The sequence below is a fragment of the Parendozoicomonas sp. 2304DJ65-17 genome (assembly GCF_058148445.1).
The window spans coordinates 624,940-644,488 of the sequence record NZ_JBYVJV010000002.1; the positions used below are offsets into that span (position 1 = coordinate 624,940).

Sequence of the window (19,549 nt, forward strand, 5' to 3'; positions counted from 1 at the left end):
GCATGCCACCAACTCGAATTATGAAAAATGTGGTTGTTTTTAGCAGTGCCAGTCATCGCCTGAAAATAGTGCAAAGTATTGCCTGATAGTGGGGTTGCCAGCATGACCGTTATTCGTGAAGACGACGTTGTCCAGAGTGTTGCGAACGCTCTGCAGTTTATTTCTTATTATCATCCCGTTGATTTTATTCAGAGTATCCATGAAGCCTGGAAGCGGGAGAAATCCCCGGCCGCCAAGGATGCCATGGCTCAGATTCTGATTAACTCCCGTATGTGTGCCATGGGTAAACGTCCTCTTTGTCAGGACACAGGGATTGTGACCATCTTTGTGAAAGTGGGTATGAATGTTCGCTTTGAAACAGAGAAAGGTTTGGAAGATCTGATCAACGAAGGCGTGCGTCAGGCTTATACCCATCCGGACAACGTTCTGCGGGCTTCTATTCTGGCAGACCCTGCCGGTAAGCGTCAGAATACTAAAGACAATACGCCAGCGGTAATTCACGTTCAGCTGGTGCCCGGTGATACTGTTGATTTTCAGGTTGCTGCCAAGGGCGGTGGTTCTGAAAACAAATCCAAGATGGTGATGTTGAATCCTTCTGACAGCATTGTGGACTGGGTTGTTAAAACTGTTCCAACCATGGGTGCTGGTTGGTGTCCTCCCGGCATGCTGGGTATTGGTATTGGCGGTACTGCTGAGAAAGCCGCGGTTATGGCCAAAGAATCCCTGATGGACCCCATTGATATTCATGAGCTGCAGGAACGTGGTCCTCAGAATCGTGCTGAAGAGCTGCGTCTGGAAATCTTTGACGCGGTAAACAAACTGGGTATTGGTGCACAGGGGCTGGGTGGTATGACCACGGTTCTGGATATCAAGATTAAGGATTACCCAACCCATGCGGCTTCTTTGCCTGTGGCCATGATTCCAAACTGTGCGGCTACTCGTCATGCTCACTTTGTGCTGGATGGCAGTGGCGCAGCCGAGCTGACACCTCCAAGCCTGGATGAATACCCGGATATCAGCTGGGAAGTGGGCGAGAACGTTCATCGTGTGAATCTCGACACCATTACCAAAGAAGATATGGAAGCCTGGCAGCCGGGTGATACCGTTCTTCTCAGCGGCAAGATGCTTACTGGCCGTGATGCCGCCCATAAGAAGATGGTCGATATGATGGCAAAAGGTGAGAAGCTACCAGTTGATCTGACCAACCGCTTTATTTACTACGTTGGCCCGGTTGATCCTGTGCGTGATGAAGTTGTTGGTCCTGCTGGCCCTACCACTTCAACCCGTATGGATAAGTTCACCCGCACCATGCTGGAAGACACTGGCCTGATTGGCATGATCGGTAAAGCTGAGCGTGGCCCTGTTGCCATTGAAGCGATCAAAGATAATAAGGCCTCTTATCTTATGGCTGTTGGTGGTGCTGCTTATCTCGTGGCTCAGGCGGTTAAGAAAGCTGAAGTTGTTGCTTTCCCAGAGTTGGGAATGGAAGCTATCTACGAGTTTGATGTTGAAGATATGCCAGTTACAGTGGCTGTGGACACTCGTGGCAGCTCTGTTCACCAGACTGGCCCTGAAGAGTGGAAAGCCAAGATTGCCGAGTTTGACCCAGTGACAATGGTCGAAAGTTAAATTCGATAATTAATATTAAAAACGCCGCGATTCTGAAAAGAGTCACGGCGTTTTTATTTAGGCACAATAAGTTATGAGTGAGACGGTGTTATCACGGTATCACTATCTACATAACGGATAACTGTTCTCTTGGCCGTCTGCTCTATCTGGTTATCTGTATAGGATGACAGTGGAAAGATAGCTTCCAAACCCTGAGAGATCGTTTCCTGAGTGTTCAGGGCCAGCTCTTTTGCTTTCATATCTCTGGCTTTCATCGGAGGGTGATATTGCAGATGCACATGAATCTGCTTCTCCCCAAGGATTCGCCAGATATGGGGTACAAGACTGTCATCTCCAATAAAAGGCGCTGTTGAGTGGGGAAGCCCTGCCTCACAGTAAGCCAGAGTGATTGGCTGAATCACTACATCGCTGGTTATCGCACTTTCAAACAAACGGCTGTGAAAGGGGAGGACCTTGCTGCCATCGGAGGTAGTTCCTTCCGGAAAAAACAGGATGCTGTTTCCCTGGCTCAGGTAATTAGACAGTTGCCGGGTAATACTCCGGCTGTCGCCTGAACCTCTGTGAATGAACAAAGTTCCCGCTACAGCTGCCAGCCAGCCGATAATCGGCCACTTCCGAATTTCTGACTTAGCCAGAAAGTGAAACGGTACACTTGTGGCAAGGATTGGAATATCCATCCAGGAAATATGGTTGCAGGCCATCAATACCGGGCCAGTCCATGGGCCACCTTTTCGATGGATTTTTAATCCGAGAATGCGACACAACTGCCCCAGCCACCATTGTTTCAGAGACAAACGGACCGCGTTTGTTCTGGCAGATACCGGACGGGTTTTGTCCGCCCAGATCAGCAACTGAAGCCAGCAGGCCAGAACCATTCCCAGCAGAATAACTAAGACAATTGCGAGGCTGCGATACAGCCTGCGCATAAATGTTATTGTTTTCTCAAGTACAGAATCTGGCACATCAGAAGACACCGTCTGACTACTTGCGGTTATATCTCTCAGTGCAGTCGCCATGGGCTGACCTCCGAAGTCAGGATTTCCAGTTTTCAAGATGAAAGCGGCGGGCATAGCGTGGGCAGAGTTCGTGCATATCCAGCAGGATAAAAACGTCTGCACAGCCAAACTCCTGATCCCAGCAGGGTTCACCACACACCCTGGCACCAAGGCGCAGGTAGGTTTTCAACAGCGCTGGTGGGCGAGCTACAACATTTTCAGGAAGTGTGAGCTGAGGAACCGGCATCTTGGGAACCGCTTTGATGCGAGAAGTATCAAGATATTTTTCCCGAATATCCTTCATGATGGCTTCGGTCTGAATGCCACCGTCATCCATGCTGATGCTGGCGCAGCCGATCAGGAAACGGTATTTGTTGTCAGCCAGAAAACGGGCCAATGTCTGCCACAGGGTGAAGATTGCGGCACCATCCCGGTACTGCTCTTTAATGCAGGTACGCCCAAGCTCAAGAATTTTGCCGGGAAGTTCAGTCATGCCAGGCAGGAAGAACTCGTTCTGGCTGTAGAAGTGGCCAATTAATCCAGCATCTTCATCTCCCAGCAGACGGGTTGTAGCAACGGCATCTCCAGTGCTGGCATCCCGCACAATCAGGTGCTTGCAGTGGGCGTCATACAGGTCAGTGTCCAAACACTGGCTGGATTGACTGTCAAAGTCTCCGTTGAACGTACTGGAAAACACTTCGAAGCGCAGGCGGAAAACATCTTCCATATCCTGCGCGGTGGTTGCGAAACCGGCGATAAGGCCAGATTCCGATGGGGCCACTGAGCGCTTTGCTGATTCCATACGATTTACCTGATGATGAAGTTTTCAGGGACAGGCTATGAATCTGCGATGACGGCTGTATGACGAAGATATTACGGATATGTGACCTTACACTTGTCCCGGTGTAAGTTTTGGTTCTTACCCATTCCCTGAGGGATTGATATGCTTCCGGGCACTGTGGCCAGAGGTGGGAGTAAAAATAATGAAAGCCCTTGCGGATATCCTTCAAAAAGAAGTGCGGCCATGCGAAAGCTTTGCTGACTGGAAAGCCCTCTGGCAGAAGGAAGAACGTCAGATACCATTATCATCTCCTGGAAGGGGGACGCTGGAACAGGCCTTCTATGATGGCTGCCGCGCTGATCGGGTCGCCTGGGCTTTTGCCGGCGGTTACCAATGGGCGATTCGCAGCCTTCTTCCCACATATATAGATAATTCTTCGATTCTTGCACTCTGTATTACCGAATCTGGCGGTGGGCACCCAAAAAAAATTCACTCTGAACTGAAACAGTCCGGAAACAATTGGGAACTCTCTGGAAAGAAACAGTTTGTCTCCGGTGGCACGGGAGCTGATGTTCTGGTTATTGCCGCACGGGAAGGTGAACAGCCTGATGGTCTGCCTCAGTTGAGGATGTTAACTCTGGAGGCTGATACGACAGGATTAACCCTTCAGGAAATGCCCGCACTATCCATCGTTCCCGAAGTTCCACATGCTTCAGTGGTTATGGATGATGTTCAGGTATCTTCTGAAAATGTGCTGCCGGGAGATGGTTACCTGAATTACATTCGCCCGTTCCGGATGTGTGAAGATCTCCACGTGCAGGCTGCTTTGCTTGGAATGGTTGCCAGAAAAGCCCATAGCCAGAAGATGGTTGAGATGGTGGAAGAAGCGCTGGCTTATTTCCATTTGTTAAAAGGTTGTCAGTTGCAGGGCGAACCTTCTGCTGCCGGGCTGGCTATGGCGGGCCTGGAACCCCGTTTGATGAGCCTTCTGGATGATGTGATGGCCATTATTACCGATGAAGATGAACTGCATGCCTGGAAAAGGGATAAACAGTTGATTTCTATCGCTGGCAAAGCCCGGGCAATACGCAAAGAAAAGGCAAGGCACTGGTTGGGGTTTTAAGCCTCAGACAGTAACAAAATCCCTACAGCCTGAAATGGCGCTGCTTTACAGCTCCAACTACTCTTCCCCGGTTTGTAAGGATTCAGGGGTGATGAAATGCGAGCTTTGGCCATTCTTTCTTCCCTGCTAAGGGGATTGGTGCTTTGTGGAGTCGGGGTTCTTGGTTTGGGAGCTGCGGTTTCACAGGCTGGCTGGTTTTCCAGCGAAACTCCCTGCTCAGTACCCGCCGGACTCTATAATGTTCAGCAGCTTGGTGCCGGCTATGACAGCCTGAACCTGACCGTTACTTCAACTGGGGATGTTAGAGGGACCTACCGGCTTCTGGCGGGGATGGGTGCACATAATTATCCCGCTTCCTACGAAGTTTGGCTCGATAGCAACTCATCAAATGTTAAATGTTATGGCGATACTATCGAACTCTCTGCCAGTAGCGTTCATCACTCTTTAACCTTGGCTCTGGTTTGGAATCGTGCACTTTCAACGTTGGATGTCAGTGGGCAGTACATTGGTGATCCAACCTGGGCTCGTTCCATTGTTCGAACTGGATTATTAACAGGCTTCTTAGCTGTGGCTGCTTATTCTGCATACTACGGGTATAACCACTACGGCGACTTTCAAGAGGCTCAGAATGTCTGGGATTTTGCACATGGTCGATTCTCAGAGGATCTCCTTCCAAATTTGACCAATGGGTGGAGACTTGTTCGGGCTGGGTTAGATCCTGATAAAGTGTTTTGGAATTACCAGAAAGATTACTTCTTAAAGTGGCATTTTTATGACTTAACCCTACCGGTTATTGGAGGGATGAGCTCATTAATTACATGGGGAGTTTCGTCATCATCCAGCGTATACCCTCTTCGGGGAATAGGAGGACAGGTTACTGCAGGAAAGGGAGGGAACTGCGAGATTCCAGAAGGGCTATATAGAGCAGCTTTACGTGATCCAGCCCAGGGAACACTGGAGATTACGGTTCCCGTGGGCTTGAATAACTCAGCGACCCCGCCTAAGGCTTTAGTTTCGTCAGTCAGTAATATTTCTGCTTATAACATTACCCCTTCAACTCTTACCTGCCGGGGGAATCAATTAATTCTGGAGTGGAGCTCTTCTTCTCCTTCTTCAAAAGGCTATCTGGCAGCGTTTTACAGCAAAGAAAAAGGTTTAATGGGAACAGGCTTTTTAGCGACTTCAGGATTGTGGAGTTATGGCAAGCCGATTCTTATGCCTGCCATCCAATTGGAGATACATGAGTCAAACCAGGTATTAATTCATTAAAAGGGAGGAGTTTTATCTTACTGCTATATTGTTTACTTGTTCACTGAGTGAAGCGGTGAATTATATAAACAGTAATAGGAATGTTGATGGCGGCTATAAAAAAATACCTGTTATGGCTGGTGCTTTTTTCAATTGCTTCAGTGGCTGCTCAATATGGCTCTGCCATACCTTTTCCTTTGGGAAACTGGTTTGGCATTGATATATGGGTACCATTTTCAGCGTTCACTGTAATTCCGCTTCTTGATGTGTCCCGCTCTTTCGTTCAGCACTACTCGGAACAGGCTGGGGTTGAGTTTCGCAAATCTCTCTGGCACATGTTGATTATTCCAACTGTTGTAGCATTTATCTGCTCAATTATCGCAGGGTTGCCCTTTACAATATTCTTGGGGGCATTGGTTGCTGTGAATGTAGGTGGATACATCGATATTCGAGTTTTCCGCTGGGCTGCGGTTATCAGTCATAAACCCCATGTTCGCATGAGATTCTCAAATGCTGCAGCAACCACCTGTGGCACCACTGCATTTTTTATGATTTCGTTTACCAGCTGGCCAGACGCTTTGGGGTTGTTTTCAAATGAGTTGGCAAAACCTTGGGATGTTCTTGTTATTGGTGGGATTTCTCAGTCAATCGTGATCTGGACTACAGGAATCATAATGGCCCATGTGATGGCTTATATAATCAACTGGCTTGAAGGGAAAGAATCAGAAAAAGAGGGGCAGGAAGCGTCTCCTGCCTCTTCTCAGGAATCGGACTAAAGATCAGTCCAGTCCTTTTGTTTTGATTGTGAATCCGGCATCTGGGTTCTGAGCCAGGGCTTTCACTATTGTTGGCAGTGATTCCTTCAATTGCTTTTCAAGCAGCCAGGGCGGGTTGATCACAAACATGCCGCTGCCAAACATCCCTTCAGTATTATTTCCCCGAACCTGCATGGTGACATGTAACCAGCGGTCAGCGCCGCAACGTTCCAGCTTGTGGGGGAACATGCGGGAGTGTTCACTGTTGATTTCCGGATACCACACTGCATAAACACCTGTAGCGAAACGCTGTAGGGCTCCTTTCAGAGCTTTAATAACGGCGTTGTAGTCATCTTTCACTTCGTAAGGCGGGTCAATCAGCACCAATGCTCTTCGCTCTACCGGGGGCAGCAAAGCCTTAAGGCCTGCAAAACCATCTCCGTGAGTCACTTTAACTCTGCGGTCACCTTTGAAATTGCGGGCAAGTTCACGACTGTCGGCCGGGTGCAGTTCAAAGAGCTGAATCTTGTCATAAGGGCGGAAAAGCTCGGCAGCCAGAGCAGGCGAGCCAGGGTAGAGTTTCAGGTTTTCTTCATTATTGTTAAATGCTGAAACAGCATTGAGGTAGCCAGACAGGTGCTCCGGCAGATTGTCTTTTCCCCACAGCTGGCCAATACCTTCTTCCCACTCGCAGGTTTTCTGGGCGAAGCTGTCACTCAGGGAATATCCGCCGGTAGCGGAGTGAGTATCGATATAGCGGATTGGTTTGTCTTTGCGGATTAAATGTTCAATCACCAGAGACTGAACCAGATGTTTGAGTACGTCGGCATGATTGCCGGCGTGAAAACCGTGTCGGTAGCTAAGCATGAGCCGGTTGTTCTACAGAAAAATATTGGTGGGGAATATAACCTATGGCGAATGGGAAAGTCTGGTTAGTTGTCCTGTTTGGATAACTTTTCGATTGAAATGGCAATAGTCCGGCTGGGCGTATTCTGGCAGTGTTGGTGTAAAAACAGGATAAAGAGGCAGGTATGTCGGACAACTATATTCTATACGGCTGGAAGGTTTCTCCTTATACCCAGAAAACAGCGGCTTACCTGCGCTACAAAGGTATTCCTTTTACCGAAGAGGCGCCGTGGATTTATAAGCTGAGCAAGCAGATCCCTAAGCGTGTCGGGAAAATGGTGATGCCGGTTGTCGAATCTCCGGATGGTCAGTGGTGGCAGGATTCCAGTGAAATTATTGATCTGTTCGAACAACGTTATCCTGAAAACCCTATCTTGCCTGAAACGCCAAAGCAGAAGCTGGTGGCCAATCTTCTGGAACTTCACGGCGATGAATGGTTGTGTATGTCTGCCCTTCATTACCGTTGGACCACGCCAGAAAATTATAAATTTGCGATCAGTGAATTTGGTAAAAACAGTCTGCCTTATGCACCTGATTTTTTGCGGAAAAAGGTTGGAGAAACCATTGGCCGTAAAATGAGAAGTTATATGCCTAAGCTGGGCATTGAAGGTGCTGCGGCAAAAGGCCTGGAAAAGTACACAACTCGCTTTCTGCAGCTGCTTGAAGAGCACTTAAAACAATATCCTTTTGTGCTGGGGGCAAAACCCTGTCTTGGTGATTTTGCGTTGTTCGGGCCTTTATGGGCGCACTTGTACAGAGATCCTGGCACAACTTCTTTATTTGATGATCATCCTTCGGTGCGAACATGGTTTGATCGGTTACTGGATCCGGAAGTAGGTGTTGGTGAATACCTGCCGAATGATGAAATCCCTGAAACACTGGAGCCGATTATTCAGGGCATTCTTTCAGAGCAGTTTGAGTTCTGCCGCACAGTGATTGATGGAGTGGATCGCTATGTTGAATCACATACTGATGCGAAAAGAGTTTCCAGAGTTGTGGGAGAAGGTTCATTTACTGTGGGAGGGGAGAAAGGCCACAGGGTTCAACTCTCTTACCTTCAATGGATGGTGCAAAGAACTTTGCAGGCGCGTGATGATGTATCAGAGTCTGCCAGAGTCGACATGGATGAATGGTTGAAAGGTTTGGGTGGAGAAAACTTTATTAATACAAAGATCAGTCATCCAATTAAGCGTGAGAACTATAAGGAAGTTCTGGCTTAAGTTTATTATCTGGGCTTGCCGTTAATGAAAAAGTAACGGTAAGCCCAGAGTATTAATTGTTAGCTGCCCAGCATAGCTTTCTTAAGTTTCTTGTCTGCTGGCTTATCGCCAAGCCAGATACCGAACAGGGCCTTTCGGAAATCATCCCCCTTCACCTGCGCTGCTTTTTCACCATTGCGGTAAGCGGTCACACCAACATCTGGCTCACCAACAATTGTGAATACTTCGCCCTTTTTAATTTCTGACTGGGTAAATACGTTAAGGAATTCATCAATGCGTTTCTTCAGGGGCGCTACATTGCCATTTGTCGCTTCCTTAAAACCTTCTTCAACAGTAGAAACCATTTTGTCGGAAGTGATGAGGCCAGAGATGATATTAAGGCGTACTGCAGCCAGCTCTTTACCATCAAGAATCATCTGTGGATTTTTCTCAGGCTTTGGTGTGTAAAGAGAACCGACATAAAGATCGATAAAAAACTTGGAGCGAATGCCTGCCCCATTTAATTGCAGAGTCTGGCCGCCTTCCTGAATAGAGGGAGTCAGTTTAACTCCGGAAATTTCAGTATCAGCTGCCTGAATTGAGAAGGAAAATAACAGGGAAAAAAGCAAAGTCGCGATACGCTTCATGGAAAACTCCGGGTGAGTGCCTGTAACTGGCGCCAATAGTAGCACCGTTGTATCACTGAGAAACTTTCTCCTTTGCCGAGTTGTGACGTTTTTTGGGCACAATAGCAGGATGCAAAGATACTTCAGAGGTGAGGGGAATCTATACTCAGTGAAATTAAGCACTTAGTGGTTAAGCCATGGATGGCCCAGCAGTACCGCCCCGTAATGTTTCTCTTCGTGATGTCTCTAGTGCGCCATCATCTCCTGTTCTTGAACGCAAAAAGCCCTCAATTACACAGGCTTTGCGGAGTCGATTTGGGCGAAAAATCGGCAAGCTGAGTAATTCAGCAAAGCTTCTGCCTGGCAATCTGGAAACAAAGCGCTCTTCAAGTCTGAATGACCTTACCTCAATAGGTAAAGAAGTTTCCGGGAGAGGAGTTAAGAAGGCACACGTAGAGCCCCAGCTATCCCGGGCTATATCAATGCCGGCAATTCACGATAATCCCCACACGGCTTCTGATGTCTCGACCAATATTAAAGCTGGTTTCTATGATGGTGGCGCTGGTGATTCTGCTCTTTACAGCCTGCTGTTAAAACCCGATTTCCCTTACTCGGAGCTACGCCAACTGGCCTGGACTGGCGGGGGCAAATTATCAGGTAACTCCCTACATACAGTTCGTTTGGCCTGGTCGGCTCGAAAAGCAGGGGATTTCCTTAGTAAGCACAGAGGAATTCCTCCAGATCTGGCTAAGTTCGAGCTGGCAAATGAATTAAGTAAAAGAAAGGTGCCCGCACGATATGTTCTAGAGGCGGTTACCGCGACAGATATGTTGAGCCGAAGCCCTACGGCAAATGTGAAACCTGAAATCAGACAGGTCTTTTATTTTCTTAATTCCAGCAAGCCCGAAGTTATGGCTGACTCTCAAAAACTGGGGGCGTTTTCCAGGAATGTTGAACAAATGGTTGCCAAAGGGGAGATTTCCGAGCGACGTTTAGATGCAATGGCTCAGGATATTCAAAGAACTTCGAAGCTTGATGATATGCCTGTCGATCTTTCTCTGCTTCAGTCTTTAACTCATGGACCTTCGGAGCGGCCAGTCCCCAGAAGACCAGGGCCGGGAAGATCGCAGAGGCCGGAACAGTCTCGCCCTATGCCGAAACCAAGAGGGCGTGCTCCAGATCCGACCCCAGTTCGCTCCGCTAAAATTGCCAGAGCGATAACTCCCGGTGATGCGAGAATTGAGCAGGCCAGAATTAATAATGGCAAAGACAGTAAGTTGAGGCTCAACCACACTCCCAGCCTTGATGCTGCAGAACGTGTGCGACTTGAGTCAGAGTTTGGAGTGAAAACAATCCCTATAAAAATCAAAGGGAAAGAAGTCGCTTATATATTCACCACCTCACCGGATGGAAAACCTAAAGATCGGGTCTTTCTTTCAAGTCATGGTCAGGGCTGGCATGAACGACCTAAATTCCAGAAAAACCCGGCAACAACCATGCTGTTTGCGGGGGTTAGAGATAATATCCTGACTTCGAAAACAGTTACGTTTGCTGATGCACTGGCATCAGGGCGAGCTCGCTTTGAAGATGACTCACAAATTTATGGACGTATTCAACGAGAAGTTACTGATTATGGGCTCTCTGGCACTATTGGTACCAGGCCTGCCATGGCCGCTGAGCAGTTAGCAAAATTTCGTGATCAGGGGGCGGTGAATGACTTTGACTACTTGTTGATAGACCGCAACGTAAAAGGTTTGCATATGAGTGATTTGATGCAAGCTTTGCAGGATGCTGGGATTTCTCACAAGCAAATGATTAACCATATCTGTCGCCCGCAGACGGATCATGCTGGCAAATTTGCTGTATTCAAGACTTTTGAAGACGATGCAGTATTGAATTTGTCTACAGTTGACCCGGATCTGAATGATCTTCCACCTTCAACTCCGCCACCACCACCTCCCAGAAGACGAACCCCTCGGTAAATCTCACGTTGGCTGCAGGGCTGCCGACAATTTCCATATCTGCTCAAGCTTCTTTGAAGGTATGGATTATGCTCTGGAAAAAGGGTCTGGCGGCTAGTCTGCTGGTGTTAGGATGTCAGGTTTTTGCCGCACCGCTGCTGCCTGTTGAACAAACGAACGAGGCTGTGCAAAGCACTCAGACCTGTTTTAATTTTAAAGAAAAGAATTGGTTGTTCTACAGAAACAAACCAGCAATTGGCTGGCCAAAAGCTAAGGGCGGAGTTTTAACTCTCCTGCCGGACAATCTTTTCAGTGGCGGTGTAGCTGCAATGCTCAGAAGTTCGATTCGCCCTCCATTTGAAGCAACTTTTGAGTTTCGAACCTTTGATGATGATGGTGGTCCCCAGCATGTCTGGAACTCTGCTGATGGCATCTCCTTTTTCTTCTTTAAGGATGGCAGCCGTTATGGAACCCCTCCCAATGGTAATTTCATGGGTTTTTCCGCCTCTGGTGGTGGTTATGCTGTGCAGATGCCAACCTATGGCCAGCGCCGGATACGTCTCAGGGAAGCTTCAGGGTTAACATTCCAGACCAGTCCTTTTCGCAAGGCCTACACACACGGTGCCTGGGTACCCTTAAAGGTTCATGTACTGCCCAACCGGGTTTTAGTCTGGAGTGGTGAGCGAAAGCTTGTGGATGTTGCTTTGAACTTTGATACCGAGTTTTCTGATCTTGGTTTCAGTGCTGCAACGGGAGCGGCAGACAGTGAACACCAGATCAAAAACTTCTGTCTCAGCCCTATCCAATCTCCAACTCCTGAAAAGAAACAACAAAAAGAAGAGAAGGATGTTGGACTAAAGCCTGAGCCACCAGTGGCAGCCCCTGTTGAGCAGTCTGTTACAGAACCAGAAGAGCAGCGAGCAATACTTCCTCAGCCAGTGCCGGAGAAATCTGTAGAACAAACACCTGTTGTTCAGCCTGAAGTAAAACCTGAACCGGAAGTTTATCTGCCGAAAGGTCCTATCGAGCCTTATAATTCAGCTGGCTCTGAATCCAATAATAAACCTGTCAGAGAAGAGCAAGCCCTTGCGCCTGTTGTTGAAGATGTAGCTGATGAAACAGTTCAGGAGCCAGATTCATCTGCCGAAGCTCTACCTGTTGAAAATGTACCCGCTGACATTGGGTTGGAAGACACTGAGCAGGAGCGACAGGAAGAAGAAACGCCTCTTTCTGATGATGAGAGTGAGCAACCAGAATTTTTGGATGGCACTGCAGAGATAGAACGATAATCAAGTTGCTCACTGTTTATATCTGAAAGCCAGTTCGCCTGCATCTAACAGGCAGTTTGAGAGAAATCAGCTATCTTCTGGCGCAGGTTTCCTCAATCAGATGCAGGTTGATATGAAAAAACTTGGTTTTACTGGTTTCCTTGCTGCAGGAATCACCTTGGGACTGTTCTGTTCTCCACTCGTTTCTGCCGGAGATAATGATACCTACAAAGCAACAATTTCACTGGTTGATCATACCGGGATGCCTCTGACTGTTCCTGGCTGCAGCGCCGTTAAGAAAGACAGTAATCGTTGTATCGTTTTTAATAGTCCAGTTACCGTTGAGCCTGGTGATACGGTAAAGGTTGGTGAAGCTACTAATAATGCCCATTCCGCTGAAGGTGACTTTACCCTTCAGGCTGGCAGTATTTCTGACCTTTATAAGTTGACTTACAAGTTTGATAAACACTTCAGCGAATCATCTCTCGAAATCACAGGTGGCAGCAGTGATATTTTGCTGACTGTTGATCCATCAACCTGCACCCGAAGCCCTAATGCAGAGGGAGCTTTGAAATGCTGTACTTACGACAAAGAGCATAAGCACAAGCTTTACTGGGAATACACCTACGATTGCGAATTGCCTGTTTCCGCAGCGAATTAACTCGTAATGTCTCCGCTGGAGTACATCCAGTACTTGTTGCTTGTTGCGATGAGTTGGGTGACTCCATCGGGGGATTTGTACGACGCTGCCTGTTTGGGCACCAATATTATCTTCACCGGTTATCACGATGCTTTGTGCCCGGAACGGCGCAGTTGGCGCGATATCAAAGAATCCACTCGTTATACCTTCTATTACCCGGAACACAATCTGAAAGAACAGGTTGAAAAGTACCCGTTGGTGATTCTGTTTCATGGTGTGTCGTCGGCGAGTACTGCGACTATGGCAAAGCGCAGGGAGTTCTTTCTTAGCCATGGTTACGCAGTGATGGTGGTTGACAGCTTTTCGCAAGAGAGAGTTTTTGCAGGGTTGCCCCAAGACGTTCGTAGTAAAATACCCAAGTATGGTCCGCACTATTCAGCTGAAGAAAAACACCGGGCTATGCACTTGTTTCAGGAGCGTGTAACACAAGGTTATGCCCTGACTCCCTCCGTAAGAGCTGTTGATGTTTATGTGGCTCTGGATGCGGTTTACAAAGAGCCAAAGATTGATTCAACCAATATTTCCCTCGTGGGCTATTCCCATGGTGCCTCTACGGTTTTGGAGGCACTTACATTGGCTTATTTCCGCAAAAGCCCGCCGGGAGCGAAAGGCATTCCCGTTAATCTATTGGGTGGTGTACGTTCAGTTGTTCTTTATTATCCAAGCTGCAGACCAGGCATTTATTTTCACTGGTTTAAGAAGTGGCCAGCCATTCCAACACTTATGATTTTGGGCCAGCAGGATACGCTGTGCAGAATGCAGAACTGCTTGAATATCAACAATGTGATTAATAAAAGGGCTGGCTACAGAGTTATTCGGGAAGAAATTTACGAGGCTCCTCATAATTTTGATATGGAAGAGTTTCCTGAGGATTATGATCCAAGGCTAGAGGATCTAGCCAAAGAAAGGACTATTCATTTCCTTGAAAATCACAACTGACTCGCTCTAGACATCAGGCAGTGAAGCTGTGAATATTTCAGGCTTATAACAAGAATAAAAACAGAGAACCTCCATGGCTATTATCAAGCACACAGTTGAAATTGCCTGTACTCCACAGGAACTGTTTGAGTATCTGACTCAGCCATGGCTCTGGCATGAATGGCATCCCAATTCTGTTTCTGCGACAGAACAAAGTACACCTCTTAAAGTGGGCGACAAGTATTCTGAGATTTACAAAATACGTTTGTTTAAAAGCCTGCCAATTATGCTCACCAAACACCTTCACTATGAAGTGCTTGAGGTAGAACCTTTTTCGTCATGGAAGGTGAGAGCATATACCGTAGGTGCAGTGATCAATTTCCATTACCAGTTTGAACCCTGTGAAAAGGGTGTGCGCTATACCCGCAACCTGGATTATCAGGTGAAGGGCTTGTTTCGTATTGGCGCGCCTTTGCTGGAAAAGAGAAATCGTGAAATGTCAGACATCGCTGTGGAGAATATTGTTCGCATTATGGAACAGCGCAGTGTTCTGGCAGCGAAGAATAAGCAGCCTGCAATTGAAGAATCAGAATAATAAAGGCGCTGTAAAAACAGCGCCTTTTGGGGTTTAAGAAAGCAGTTTCAAAAGAACAAACTTACAGTGCTTTAATGGCTGCCAGTTGTTCTTCCATCTTGCCAAGAGCAACACGTGCGTCTTCCAGCTTGGCTTTCTCTTTTTCGATAACCGCAGCTGGCGCCTTGCCAACAAACTTCTCGTTAGAGAGTTTGCCTTCAAAGCGGGCAACTTCTTTGTTCAGTTTCTCAACTTCACGATTGAGTCGGGCAATTTCCTTGTCCTTATCAATCAGGCCAGCCATCGGTACCAGCACTTCCATCTCGCCAACCAGTTGGGTGGCAGACATAGGAGCTTCTTCGCCTTCTTTCAGTGCGGTCAGATTTTCCAGCTTGGCCAGAGAAGTCAGGAAGGTGCTGTTGTCTTCCAGACGACGCAGGTCTTCTTCAGACGTGTTGCGCAGAATCACATCCAGAGGTTTGCTCGGGCCGATGTTCATTTCGGCACGAATATTACGGATTCCGGAGATAAAGCCTTTCAGCCATTCGATATCGTCTTCAGCCTGCACATCAATCTTGCTTTCATCCGCAACAGGATAAGCAGCCGTCATAATGGTTTCGCCTTCAACGCCAGCCAGAGGTTTGATCTGCTGCCAGATTTCCTCAGTGATATAAGGCATAAACGGATGGGCAATACGCATGATGGCTTCCAGAACACGAACCAGAGTCTGGCGTGTGCCACGCTTGCGGGCTTCCGGAGCATTGTCATCCCACAAAACAGGCTTGGAAAGTTCCAGATACCAGGCGCAGTATTCGTTCCAGATAAAGTCATACAGGTTCTGGGAGGCATGATCGAGACGGAAGTCGTCAATGTTCTTGGCAACCTGCGCTTCAACACGCTGCAGCTTGGAAATAATCCACTTGTCAGCCAGAGTCAGCTCAACTTCCGCCGCTCCCGACATCCTGTCTCCCGCGGCATTAGTACTTCCCTGTACGTCACCACCGTTCTGACCGCAGTCGTGACCTTCAGCATTCATCAGAACGTAGTTAGCTGCGTTCCAGATCTTGTTGCAGAAGTTCCGGTAGCCTTCCAGACGCTTCATATCCCAGTTGATATCACGACCTGTAGAGGCCAGTGAATACAGGGTGTAACGCAGAGCATCGGTACCGTGAGGCGCAATACCTTCAGCGAAGGCTTTGCGGGTACGTTTCTCAATCTTCTGAGCCAATTGAGGCTGCATCATGTTGCCAGTACGTTTGGTAACCAGATCTTCCAGATCGATACCGTCGATCATATCCAGCGGGTCAAGAACGTTACCCTTGGACTTGGACATCTTGTCGCCATTTTCGTCACGGATCAGACCAGTCACGTAAACATGCTTGAACGGAACCTGAGGCTTGCCTTCGTCGTCCTTCATAAAGTGCATGGTCATCATAATCATCCGGGCAACCCAGAAGAAGATGATGTCGAAACCGGTCACCAGCACATCAGATGGGTGGAACGTGTTCAGGCGGTCAGTGTTTTCTGGCCAGCCCTGAGTACCAAAGGTCCACAGGCCGGAGGAGAACCAGGTATCCAGAACATCATCGTCCTGACGCAGTTCAACATCAGCACCCAGACCATGCTTTTCACGGGCTTCTGCTTCGTTGCGGGCAACGTAAACATTACCTTCGTTGTCGTACCAGGCTGGGATGCGGTGGCCCCACCACAGCTGACGGGAAATACACCAGTCCTGGATATCGCGCATCCAGGAGAAGTACATGTTCTCGTACTGCTTAGGCACAAACTGGATGTCGCCGTTCTCTACAGCTTTGATGGCAGGCTCAGCTAGAGGCGCGGTTTTAACAAACCACTGGTCAGTCAGCAGAGGTTCGATAACAACACCGGAACGGTCACCGTAAGGCACCATCAGAGTGTGGTCATCAATCTTTTCCAGCAGGCCGGCTTCTTCGAACGCGGCAACAATCGCTTTACGAGCGTCGAAACGCTCCATGCCACGGAACTGCTCTGGGATGTTGGTATCAACATCGTTATTTACAGAACCGTCCATGTTGAAGGCTTCGGCTTGATCGCGGATGTCGCCGTTCAGGGTCATGATGTTGACCATCGGCAGGCCGCAACGCTTACCAACTTCGTTATCGTTGAAGTCGTGAGCTGGAGTGATTTTCACACAGCCGGTGCCTTTTTCCATATCAGCGTGTTCGTCGCCAACAATAGGAATACGGCGGTTAACCAATGGCAGAATGATCTTTTTGCCAATCAGCGCTTTGTAACGTGGATCTTCCGGATTAACAGCTACGCCGGTATCGCCGAGCATGGTTTCCGGGCGGGTTGTAGCAACAACAATGTAGTCTTTGCCTTCACCAGTCTTTTCGCCATCCGCCAGCGGATAGCGCAGGTGCCACATATTACCCTGCTTTTCTTTGTTCTCTACTTCCAGATCAGAGATGGCAGTGTGCAGCTTTGGATCCCAGTTAACCAGGCGCTTACCACGGTAGATCAGATCATCTTCGTACAGGCGAACAAACACTTCCTGAACGGCTTTGTAGAAGCCATCATCCATGGTGAAACGTTCGGTGTCCCAGTCTACGGAAGCTCCCAGACGGCGCAGCTGGCTGGTGATAGTGCCACCGGACTCAGCTTTCCATTCCCAGATCTTGTCGGTGAAAGCATCCCGGCCATAGTCGTGGCGAGTCTTGCCTTCTTCGGCCATGATCTTGCGCTCAACAACCATTTGCGTGGCGATACCTGCGTGGTCGGTACCCACCTGCCACAGGGTGTTGTTGCCTTTCATACGCTTGTAGCGGGTCAGGGCATCCATAATGGAGTCCTGGAATGCGTGACCCATATGCAGGCTGCCGGTGACGTTGGGCGGCGGAATCATGATGCTGTAGGGGGTGCCTGAGCCGGACGGCGCGAAATAGCCGTTCTCTTCCCAGGTTTTGTACCAGGTGCTCTCAATAGCACTCGGATTGTAAGTCTTTTCCATAATGCAGCTTCAGTCTGGAGGCGGGAAATCTAAACGAGCAAGTATACCTGCCTCTGGGCTGAGTACGAATAGCTGAATGCCGGTTTGGAAGGGAATCTTTGGAATAATGAATAACTATTCTGATGCTGAGATACCGTTGCTGGAGACATTTACGCCGTTAACATGGAGATCCCAGCCAACTGTGTAGTTCTCTCTGCAAGTTGTTGGCAAGAACTGTTCAGGTATCCGGAATAAGGAGTCTGAGTGATAAGCACAATGCCAATTGATTGAGCCATCGCTCATGGTTGGAAAAAACAGTATCCGGGGATCATCTGGAAAAGAGCCAGGCATGCTGTCCGATTTCAGATGGGCAACAAAGCGCACTGCATGGGTCCCTGAGTCAGGATTGCATTCAAGACTGGCAATGTACTGTGTTTCTATATCAATATCTGTTTCATAGGTGCTGCAGTAGCTATTAATTGTTCCATTTGAAACATAGTATTCTGTTAAATCATTACCAGCTTTCTTTAAAACTGGTAGAACTTCACCAGCTATAACAGATCGGGCTCTGTAGGCTTGATAAGCCGGTAGAGCCATAGCTACTATGATTCCAATAATTGCCACAACAATCATCAACTCTATAAGAGTGAATCCCTGCTTTCTGTTTTTTTTGTATTGTTCCATGGTCTTTACCCGAGTCCTTAACTGCCAAATAAAGCGTCTGCAGTCCTATCTGTTCCATTCACATTAATTGCATTATCTGAGTAGTAATTATTGCGGCAGGCCGTTGGAAGGAACTCTTCAGGAACCTTATGAGAAGCCTGTGTGTGGTAACCGCAATACCAGGTGAGAGAGCCGTCGGTCACCGTGGCAAAGAACATCAGACGACCGCTGGAAGGTATATTGTCTGTCATCTTGCTTAAATCAAGCTCAGCAATAAATCGTACAGGTCTGCCGTTATCATCCCGGCAGCGCAGGGTGGTTATGTACTCTGTGGTGACATCAATATCACTTGCGAAAGTGCTGCAATAACCAACAATCGAAGCATTGGTTGCATAATATTCGGTCATATCATTGGCGGCTTTTTTCATTAGCGGGACGATTTCCCCTCCGATAATCGCCCGCAGCCGATAGCTTTGATACGCAGGGATAGCAATAGCTGCAATGATGCCAATAATTGCAACTACGATCATAAGTTCGATAAGAGTAAAGCCTTGTTTTTTATGGTTTTTGATAATCATCAGTGTGCTATCCCTGACACTTTTTAGGCCACCTATTCAGTAAAGCACTATTTCCTGAAATCTAAAGAAAGGGAGTAGCCGAGGGGGAGTGGTCTAATTGGCAAAAAGACCGTCGCTGGTGACTTCTACGCCATCAACGTAAAGTCTCCAGCTGCCATTGGTATAACTATCACGGCATGGGGTTGGAAGGAACTCTTCTGGTACTTTGTACGAAGCACCGGAGTGGTATCCGCAGTGCCAGTTTAAAGCACCATCTCCAAGAGTGGGGAATAGAACCAGACGTCCACCGGAAGGAATATCATCAGTCATGGCGCTTAAATTCAATTTCGCCACAATTCTTACAGGTTGACCATTGTCGCTTTTAGGGCCACATCCCAATTCACTGACATAAGGAGTGGTAACATTCATATCAGCTTCTTGTGAATCGCAGTAACCAGATATGGTTCCCATAGAGGAATAGTATTCGGTTATATCATTGGCAGCTTTCTTCAATAGAGGTAGAACTTCACCGGCAAGAATCGAGCGCAAGCGGTAAGTCTGGTAAGCGGGAATCGCGATGGCGGCAATAATTCCGATAATTGCCACTGCAATCATCAGTTCGATCAGCGTAAAGCCTTGTTTGTTCTGGTTTTGAATAATCATTACAAACGCCGTTCC

At 48.0% G+C, this 19,549-nt stretch carries 18 protein-coding genes; 10 read left to right on the forward strand and 8 right to left on the reverse strand.

Going from position 1 to position 19,549, the window contains the following annotated elements:
* The first annotated feature begins 102 nt into the window (after positions 1 to 102).
* Positions 103 to 1,629 (forward strand): fumarate hydratase, encoded by a 1,527-nt coding sequence (locus tag ACY2RR_RS07790; RefSeq protein ID WP_490107576.1) that lies wholly within the window; start codon positions 103 to 105, stop codon positions 1,627 to 1,629.
* A gap of 71 nt (positions 1,630 to 1,700) precedes the next feature.
* Here the strand turns inward: ACY2RR_RS07790 and ACY2RR_RS07795 are convergent, their stop codons facing one another.
* Together ACY2RR_RS07795 and ACY2RR_RS07800 are read right to left on the reverse strand one after the other, a co-directional pair.
* Positions 1,701 to 2,645 (reverse strand): lysophospholipid acyltransferase family protein, encoded by a 945-nt coding sequence (locus ACY2RR_RS07795; protein ID WP_490107577.1) that lies wholly within the window; start codon positions 2,643 to 2,645, stop codon positions 1,701 to 1,703.
* A gap of 16 nt (positions 2,646 to 2,661) precedes the next feature.
* Positions 2,662 to 3,426 (reverse strand): GNAT family N-acetyltransferase, encoded by a 765-nt coding sequence (locus ACY2RR_RS07800; protein WP_490107578.1) that lies wholly within the window; start codon positions 3,424 to 3,426, stop codon positions 2,662 to 2,664.
* 181 nt (positions 3,427 to 3,607) lie between these two features.
* Between ACY2RR_RS07800 and ACY2RR_RS07805 the strand changes: the two genes are divergently transcribed.
* The 3 genes from ACY2RR_RS07805 (at position 3,608) to ACY2RR_RS07815 (ending at position 6,552) form a co-directional block, all read left to right on the forward strand.
* Complete coding sequence (locus tag ACY2RR_RS07805) at positions 3,608 to 4,528, forward strand: acyl-CoA dehydrogenase family protein (protein ID WP_490107579.1); 921 nt, start codon at positions 3,608 to 3,610, stop codon at positions 4,526 to 4,528.
* A gap of 96 nt (positions 4,529 to 4,624) precedes the next feature.
* The gene (locus ACY2RR_RS07810; protein WP_490107580.1) at positions 4,625 to 5,797 is read left to right on the forward strand and encodes a hypothetical protein; all 1,173 of its coding nucleotides are present in this window, start codon (positions 4,625 to 4,627) and stop codon (positions 5,795 to 5,797) included.
* 86 nt (positions 5,798 to 5,883) lie between these two features.
* Positions 5,884 to 6,552, forward strand: a complete 669-nt coding sequence (locus ACY2RR_RS07815; protein ID WP_490107581.1) for a hypothetical protein — start codon at positions 5,884 to 5,886, stop codon at positions 6,550 to 6,552.
* 3 nt (positions 6,553 to 6,555) lie between these two features.
* On the opposite strand, the gene ACY2RR_RS07820 is transcribed toward ACY2RR_RS07815, so the two are convergent.
* Complete coding sequence (locus ACY2RR_RS07820; protein ID WP_490107582.1) at positions 6,556 to 7,398, reverse strand: 23S rRNA (adenine(2030)-N(6))-methyltransferase RlmJ; 843 nt, start codon at positions 7,396 to 7,398, stop codon at positions 6,556 to 6,558.
* 164 nt (positions 7,399 to 7,562) lie between these two features.
* On the opposite strand from ACY2RR_RS07820, the gene ACY2RR_RS07825 reads away from it, so the two are divergent.
* Positions 7,563 to 8,657, forward strand: a complete 1,095-nt coding sequence (locus ACY2RR_RS07825) for a glutathione S-transferase family protein (RefSeq protein ID WP_490107583.1) — start codon at positions 7,563 to 7,565, stop codon at positions 8,655 to 8,657.
* Positions 8,658 to 8,716: 59 nt separating this feature from the next.
* Here ACY2RR_RS07825 and ACY2RR_RS07830 read toward each other — a convergent pair whose 3' ends face one another.
* Positions 8,717 to 9,283 (reverse strand): chalcone isomerase family protein, encoded by a 567-nt coding sequence (locus ACY2RR_RS07830; protein WP_490107584.1) that lies wholly within the window; start codon positions 9,281 to 9,283, stop codon positions 8,717 to 8,719.
* A gap of 176 nt (positions 9,284 to 9,459) precedes the next feature.
* On the opposite strand from ACY2RR_RS07830, the gene ACY2RR_RS07835 reads away from it, so the two are divergent.
* From ACY2RR_RS07835 to ACY2RR_RS07855, 5 genes are all read left to right on the forward strand, one after another.
* Complete coding sequence (locus ACY2RR_RS07835; protein ID WP_490107585.1) at positions 9,460 to 11,244, forward strand: hypothetical protein; 1,785 nt, start codon at positions 9,460 to 9,462, stop codon at positions 11,242 to 11,244.
* Between the two features lie 68 nt (positions 11,245 to 11,312).
* Positions 11,313 to 12,512, forward strand: a complete 1,200-nt coding sequence (locus tag ACY2RR_RS07840) for an L-type lectin family protein (protein WP_490107586.1) — start codon at positions 11,313 to 11,315, stop codon at positions 12,510 to 12,512.
* A 112-nt stretch (positions 12,513 to 12,624) separates the two neighbouring features.
* Complete coding sequence (locus ACY2RR_RS07845) at positions 12,625 to 13,152, forward strand: hypothetical protein (protein WP_490107587.1); 528 nt, start codon at positions 12,625 to 12,627, stop codon at positions 13,150 to 13,152.
* Positions 13,153 to 13,158: 6 nt separating this feature from the next.
* Entirely contained in the window at positions 13,159 to 14,130 is a 972-nt protein-coding gene (locus ACY2RR_RS07850; protein ID WP_490107588.1) for a dienelactone hydrolase family protein, read from the forward strand.
* Between the two features lie 73 nt (positions 14,131 to 14,203).
* Entirely contained in the window at positions 14,204 to 14,704 is a 501-nt protein-coding gene (locus ACY2RR_RS07855) for an SRPBCC family protein (RefSeq protein ID WP_490107589.1), read from the forward strand.
* A 61-nt stretch (positions 14,705 to 14,765) separates the two neighbouring features.
* Here ACY2RR_RS07855 and ACY2RR_RS07860 read toward each other — a convergent pair whose 3' ends face one another.
* The 4 genes from ACY2RR_RS07860 to ACY2RR_RS07875 form a co-directional block, all read right to left on the reverse strand.
* Positions 14,766 to 17,672 carry a valine--tRNA ligase gene (locus tag ACY2RR_RS07860; protein WP_490107590.1) on the reverse strand — a complete coding sequence of 969 codons (2,907 nt, stop codon included), beginning with the start codon at positions 17,670 to 17,672 and terminating at the stop codon, positions 14,766 to 14,768.
* A gap of 114 nt (positions 17,673 to 17,786) precedes the next feature.
* Entirely contained in the window at positions 17,787 to 18,335 is a 549-nt protein-coding gene (locus ACY2RR_RS07865; protein ID WP_490107591.1) for a pilin, read from the reverse strand.
* 17 nt (positions 18,336 to 18,352) lie between these two features.
* Positions 18,353 to 18,892: a prepilin-type N-terminal cleavage/methylation domain-containing protein gene (locus ACY2RR_RS07870; protein WP_490107592.1), complete on the reverse strand. Its 540-nt coding sequence runs from the start codon at positions 18,890 to 18,892 to the stop codon at positions 18,353 to 18,355.
* A gap of 93 nt (positions 18,893 to 18,985) precedes the next feature.
* Positions 18,986 to 19,534 carry a prepilin-type N-terminal cleavage/methylation domain-containing protein gene (locus ACY2RR_RS07875; RefSeq protein WP_490107593.1) on the reverse strand — a complete coding sequence of 183 codons (549 nt, stop codon included), beginning with the start codon at positions 19,532 to 19,534 and terminating at the stop codon, positions 18,986 to 18,988.
* Positions 19,535 to 19,549: the final 15 nt, after the last annotated feature.

Coding starts and splice junctions, on each gene's coding strand:
- ACY2RR_RS07875 (WP_490107593.1), bottom strand. CDS start 19,534: ATGATTATTCAAAACCAGAACAAACAAGGCTTTACGCTGATCGAACTG.
- ACY2RR_RS07820 (WP_490107582.1), bottom strand. CDS start 7,398: ATGCTTAGCTACCGACACGGTTTTCACGCCGGCAATCATGCCGACGTA.
- ACY2RR_RS07805 (WP_490107579.1), top strand. CDS start 3,608: ATGAAAGCCCTTGCGGATATCCTTCAAAAAGAAGTGCGGCCATGCGAA.
- ACY2RR_RS07845 (WP_490107587.1), top strand. CDS start 12,625: ATGAAAAAACTTGGTTTTACTGGTTTCCTTGCTGCAGGAATCACCTTG.
- ACY2RR_RS07795 (WP_490107577.1), bottom strand. CDS start 2,645: ATGGCGACTGCACTGAGAGATATAACCGCAAGTAGTCAGACGGTGTCT.
- ACY2RR_RS07790 (WP_490107576.1), top strand. CDS start 103: ATGACCGTTATTCGTGAAGACGACGTTGTCCAGAGTGTTGCGAACGCT.
- ACY2RR_RS07810 (WP_490107580.1), top strand. CDS start 4,625: ATGCGAGCTTTGGCCATTCTTTCTTCCCTGCTAAGGGGATTGGTGCTT.
- ACY2RR_RS07835 (WP_490107585.1), top strand. CDS start 9,460: ATGGATGGCCCAGCAGTACCGCCCCGTAATGTTTCTCTTCGTGATGTC.
- ACY2RR_RS07840 (WP_490107586.1), top strand. CDS start 11,313: ATGCTCTGGAAAAAGGGTCTGGCGGCTAGTCTGCTGGTGTTAGGATGT.
- ACY2RR_RS07865 (WP_490107591.1), bottom strand. CDS start 18,335: ATGGAACAATACAAAAAAAACAGAAAGCAGGGATTCACTCTTATAGAG.
- ACY2RR_RS07830 (WP_490107584.1), bottom strand. CDS start 9,283: ATGAAGCGTATCGCGACTTTGCTTTTTTCCCTGTTATTTTCCTTCTCA.
- ACY2RR_RS07870 (WP_490107592.1), bottom strand. CDS start 18,892: ATGATTATCAAAAACCATAAAAAACAAGGCTTTACTCTTATCGAACTT.
- ACY2RR_RS07850 (WP_490107588.1), top strand. CDS start 13,159: ATGTCTCCGCTGGAGTACATCCAGTACTTGTTGCTTGTTGCGATGAGT.
- ACY2RR_RS07800 (WP_490107578.1), bottom strand. CDS start 3,426: ATGGAATCAGCAAAGCGCTCAGTGGCCCCATCGGAATCTGGCCTTATC.
- ACY2RR_RS07860 (WP_490107590.1), bottom strand. CDS start 17,672: ATGGAAAAGACTTACAATCCGAGTGCTATTGAGAGCACCTGGTACAAA.
- ACY2RR_RS07855 (WP_490107589.1), top strand. CDS start 14,204: ATGGCTATTATCAAGCACACAGTTGAAATTGCCTGTACTCCACAGGAA.
- ACY2RR_RS07815 (WP_490107581.1), top strand. CDS start 5,884: ATGGCGGCTATAAAAAAATACCTGTTATGGCTGGTGCTTTTTTCAATT.
- ACY2RR_RS07825 (WP_490107583.1), top strand. CDS start 7,563: ATGTCGGACAACTATATTCTATACGGCTGGAAGGTTTCTCCTTATACC.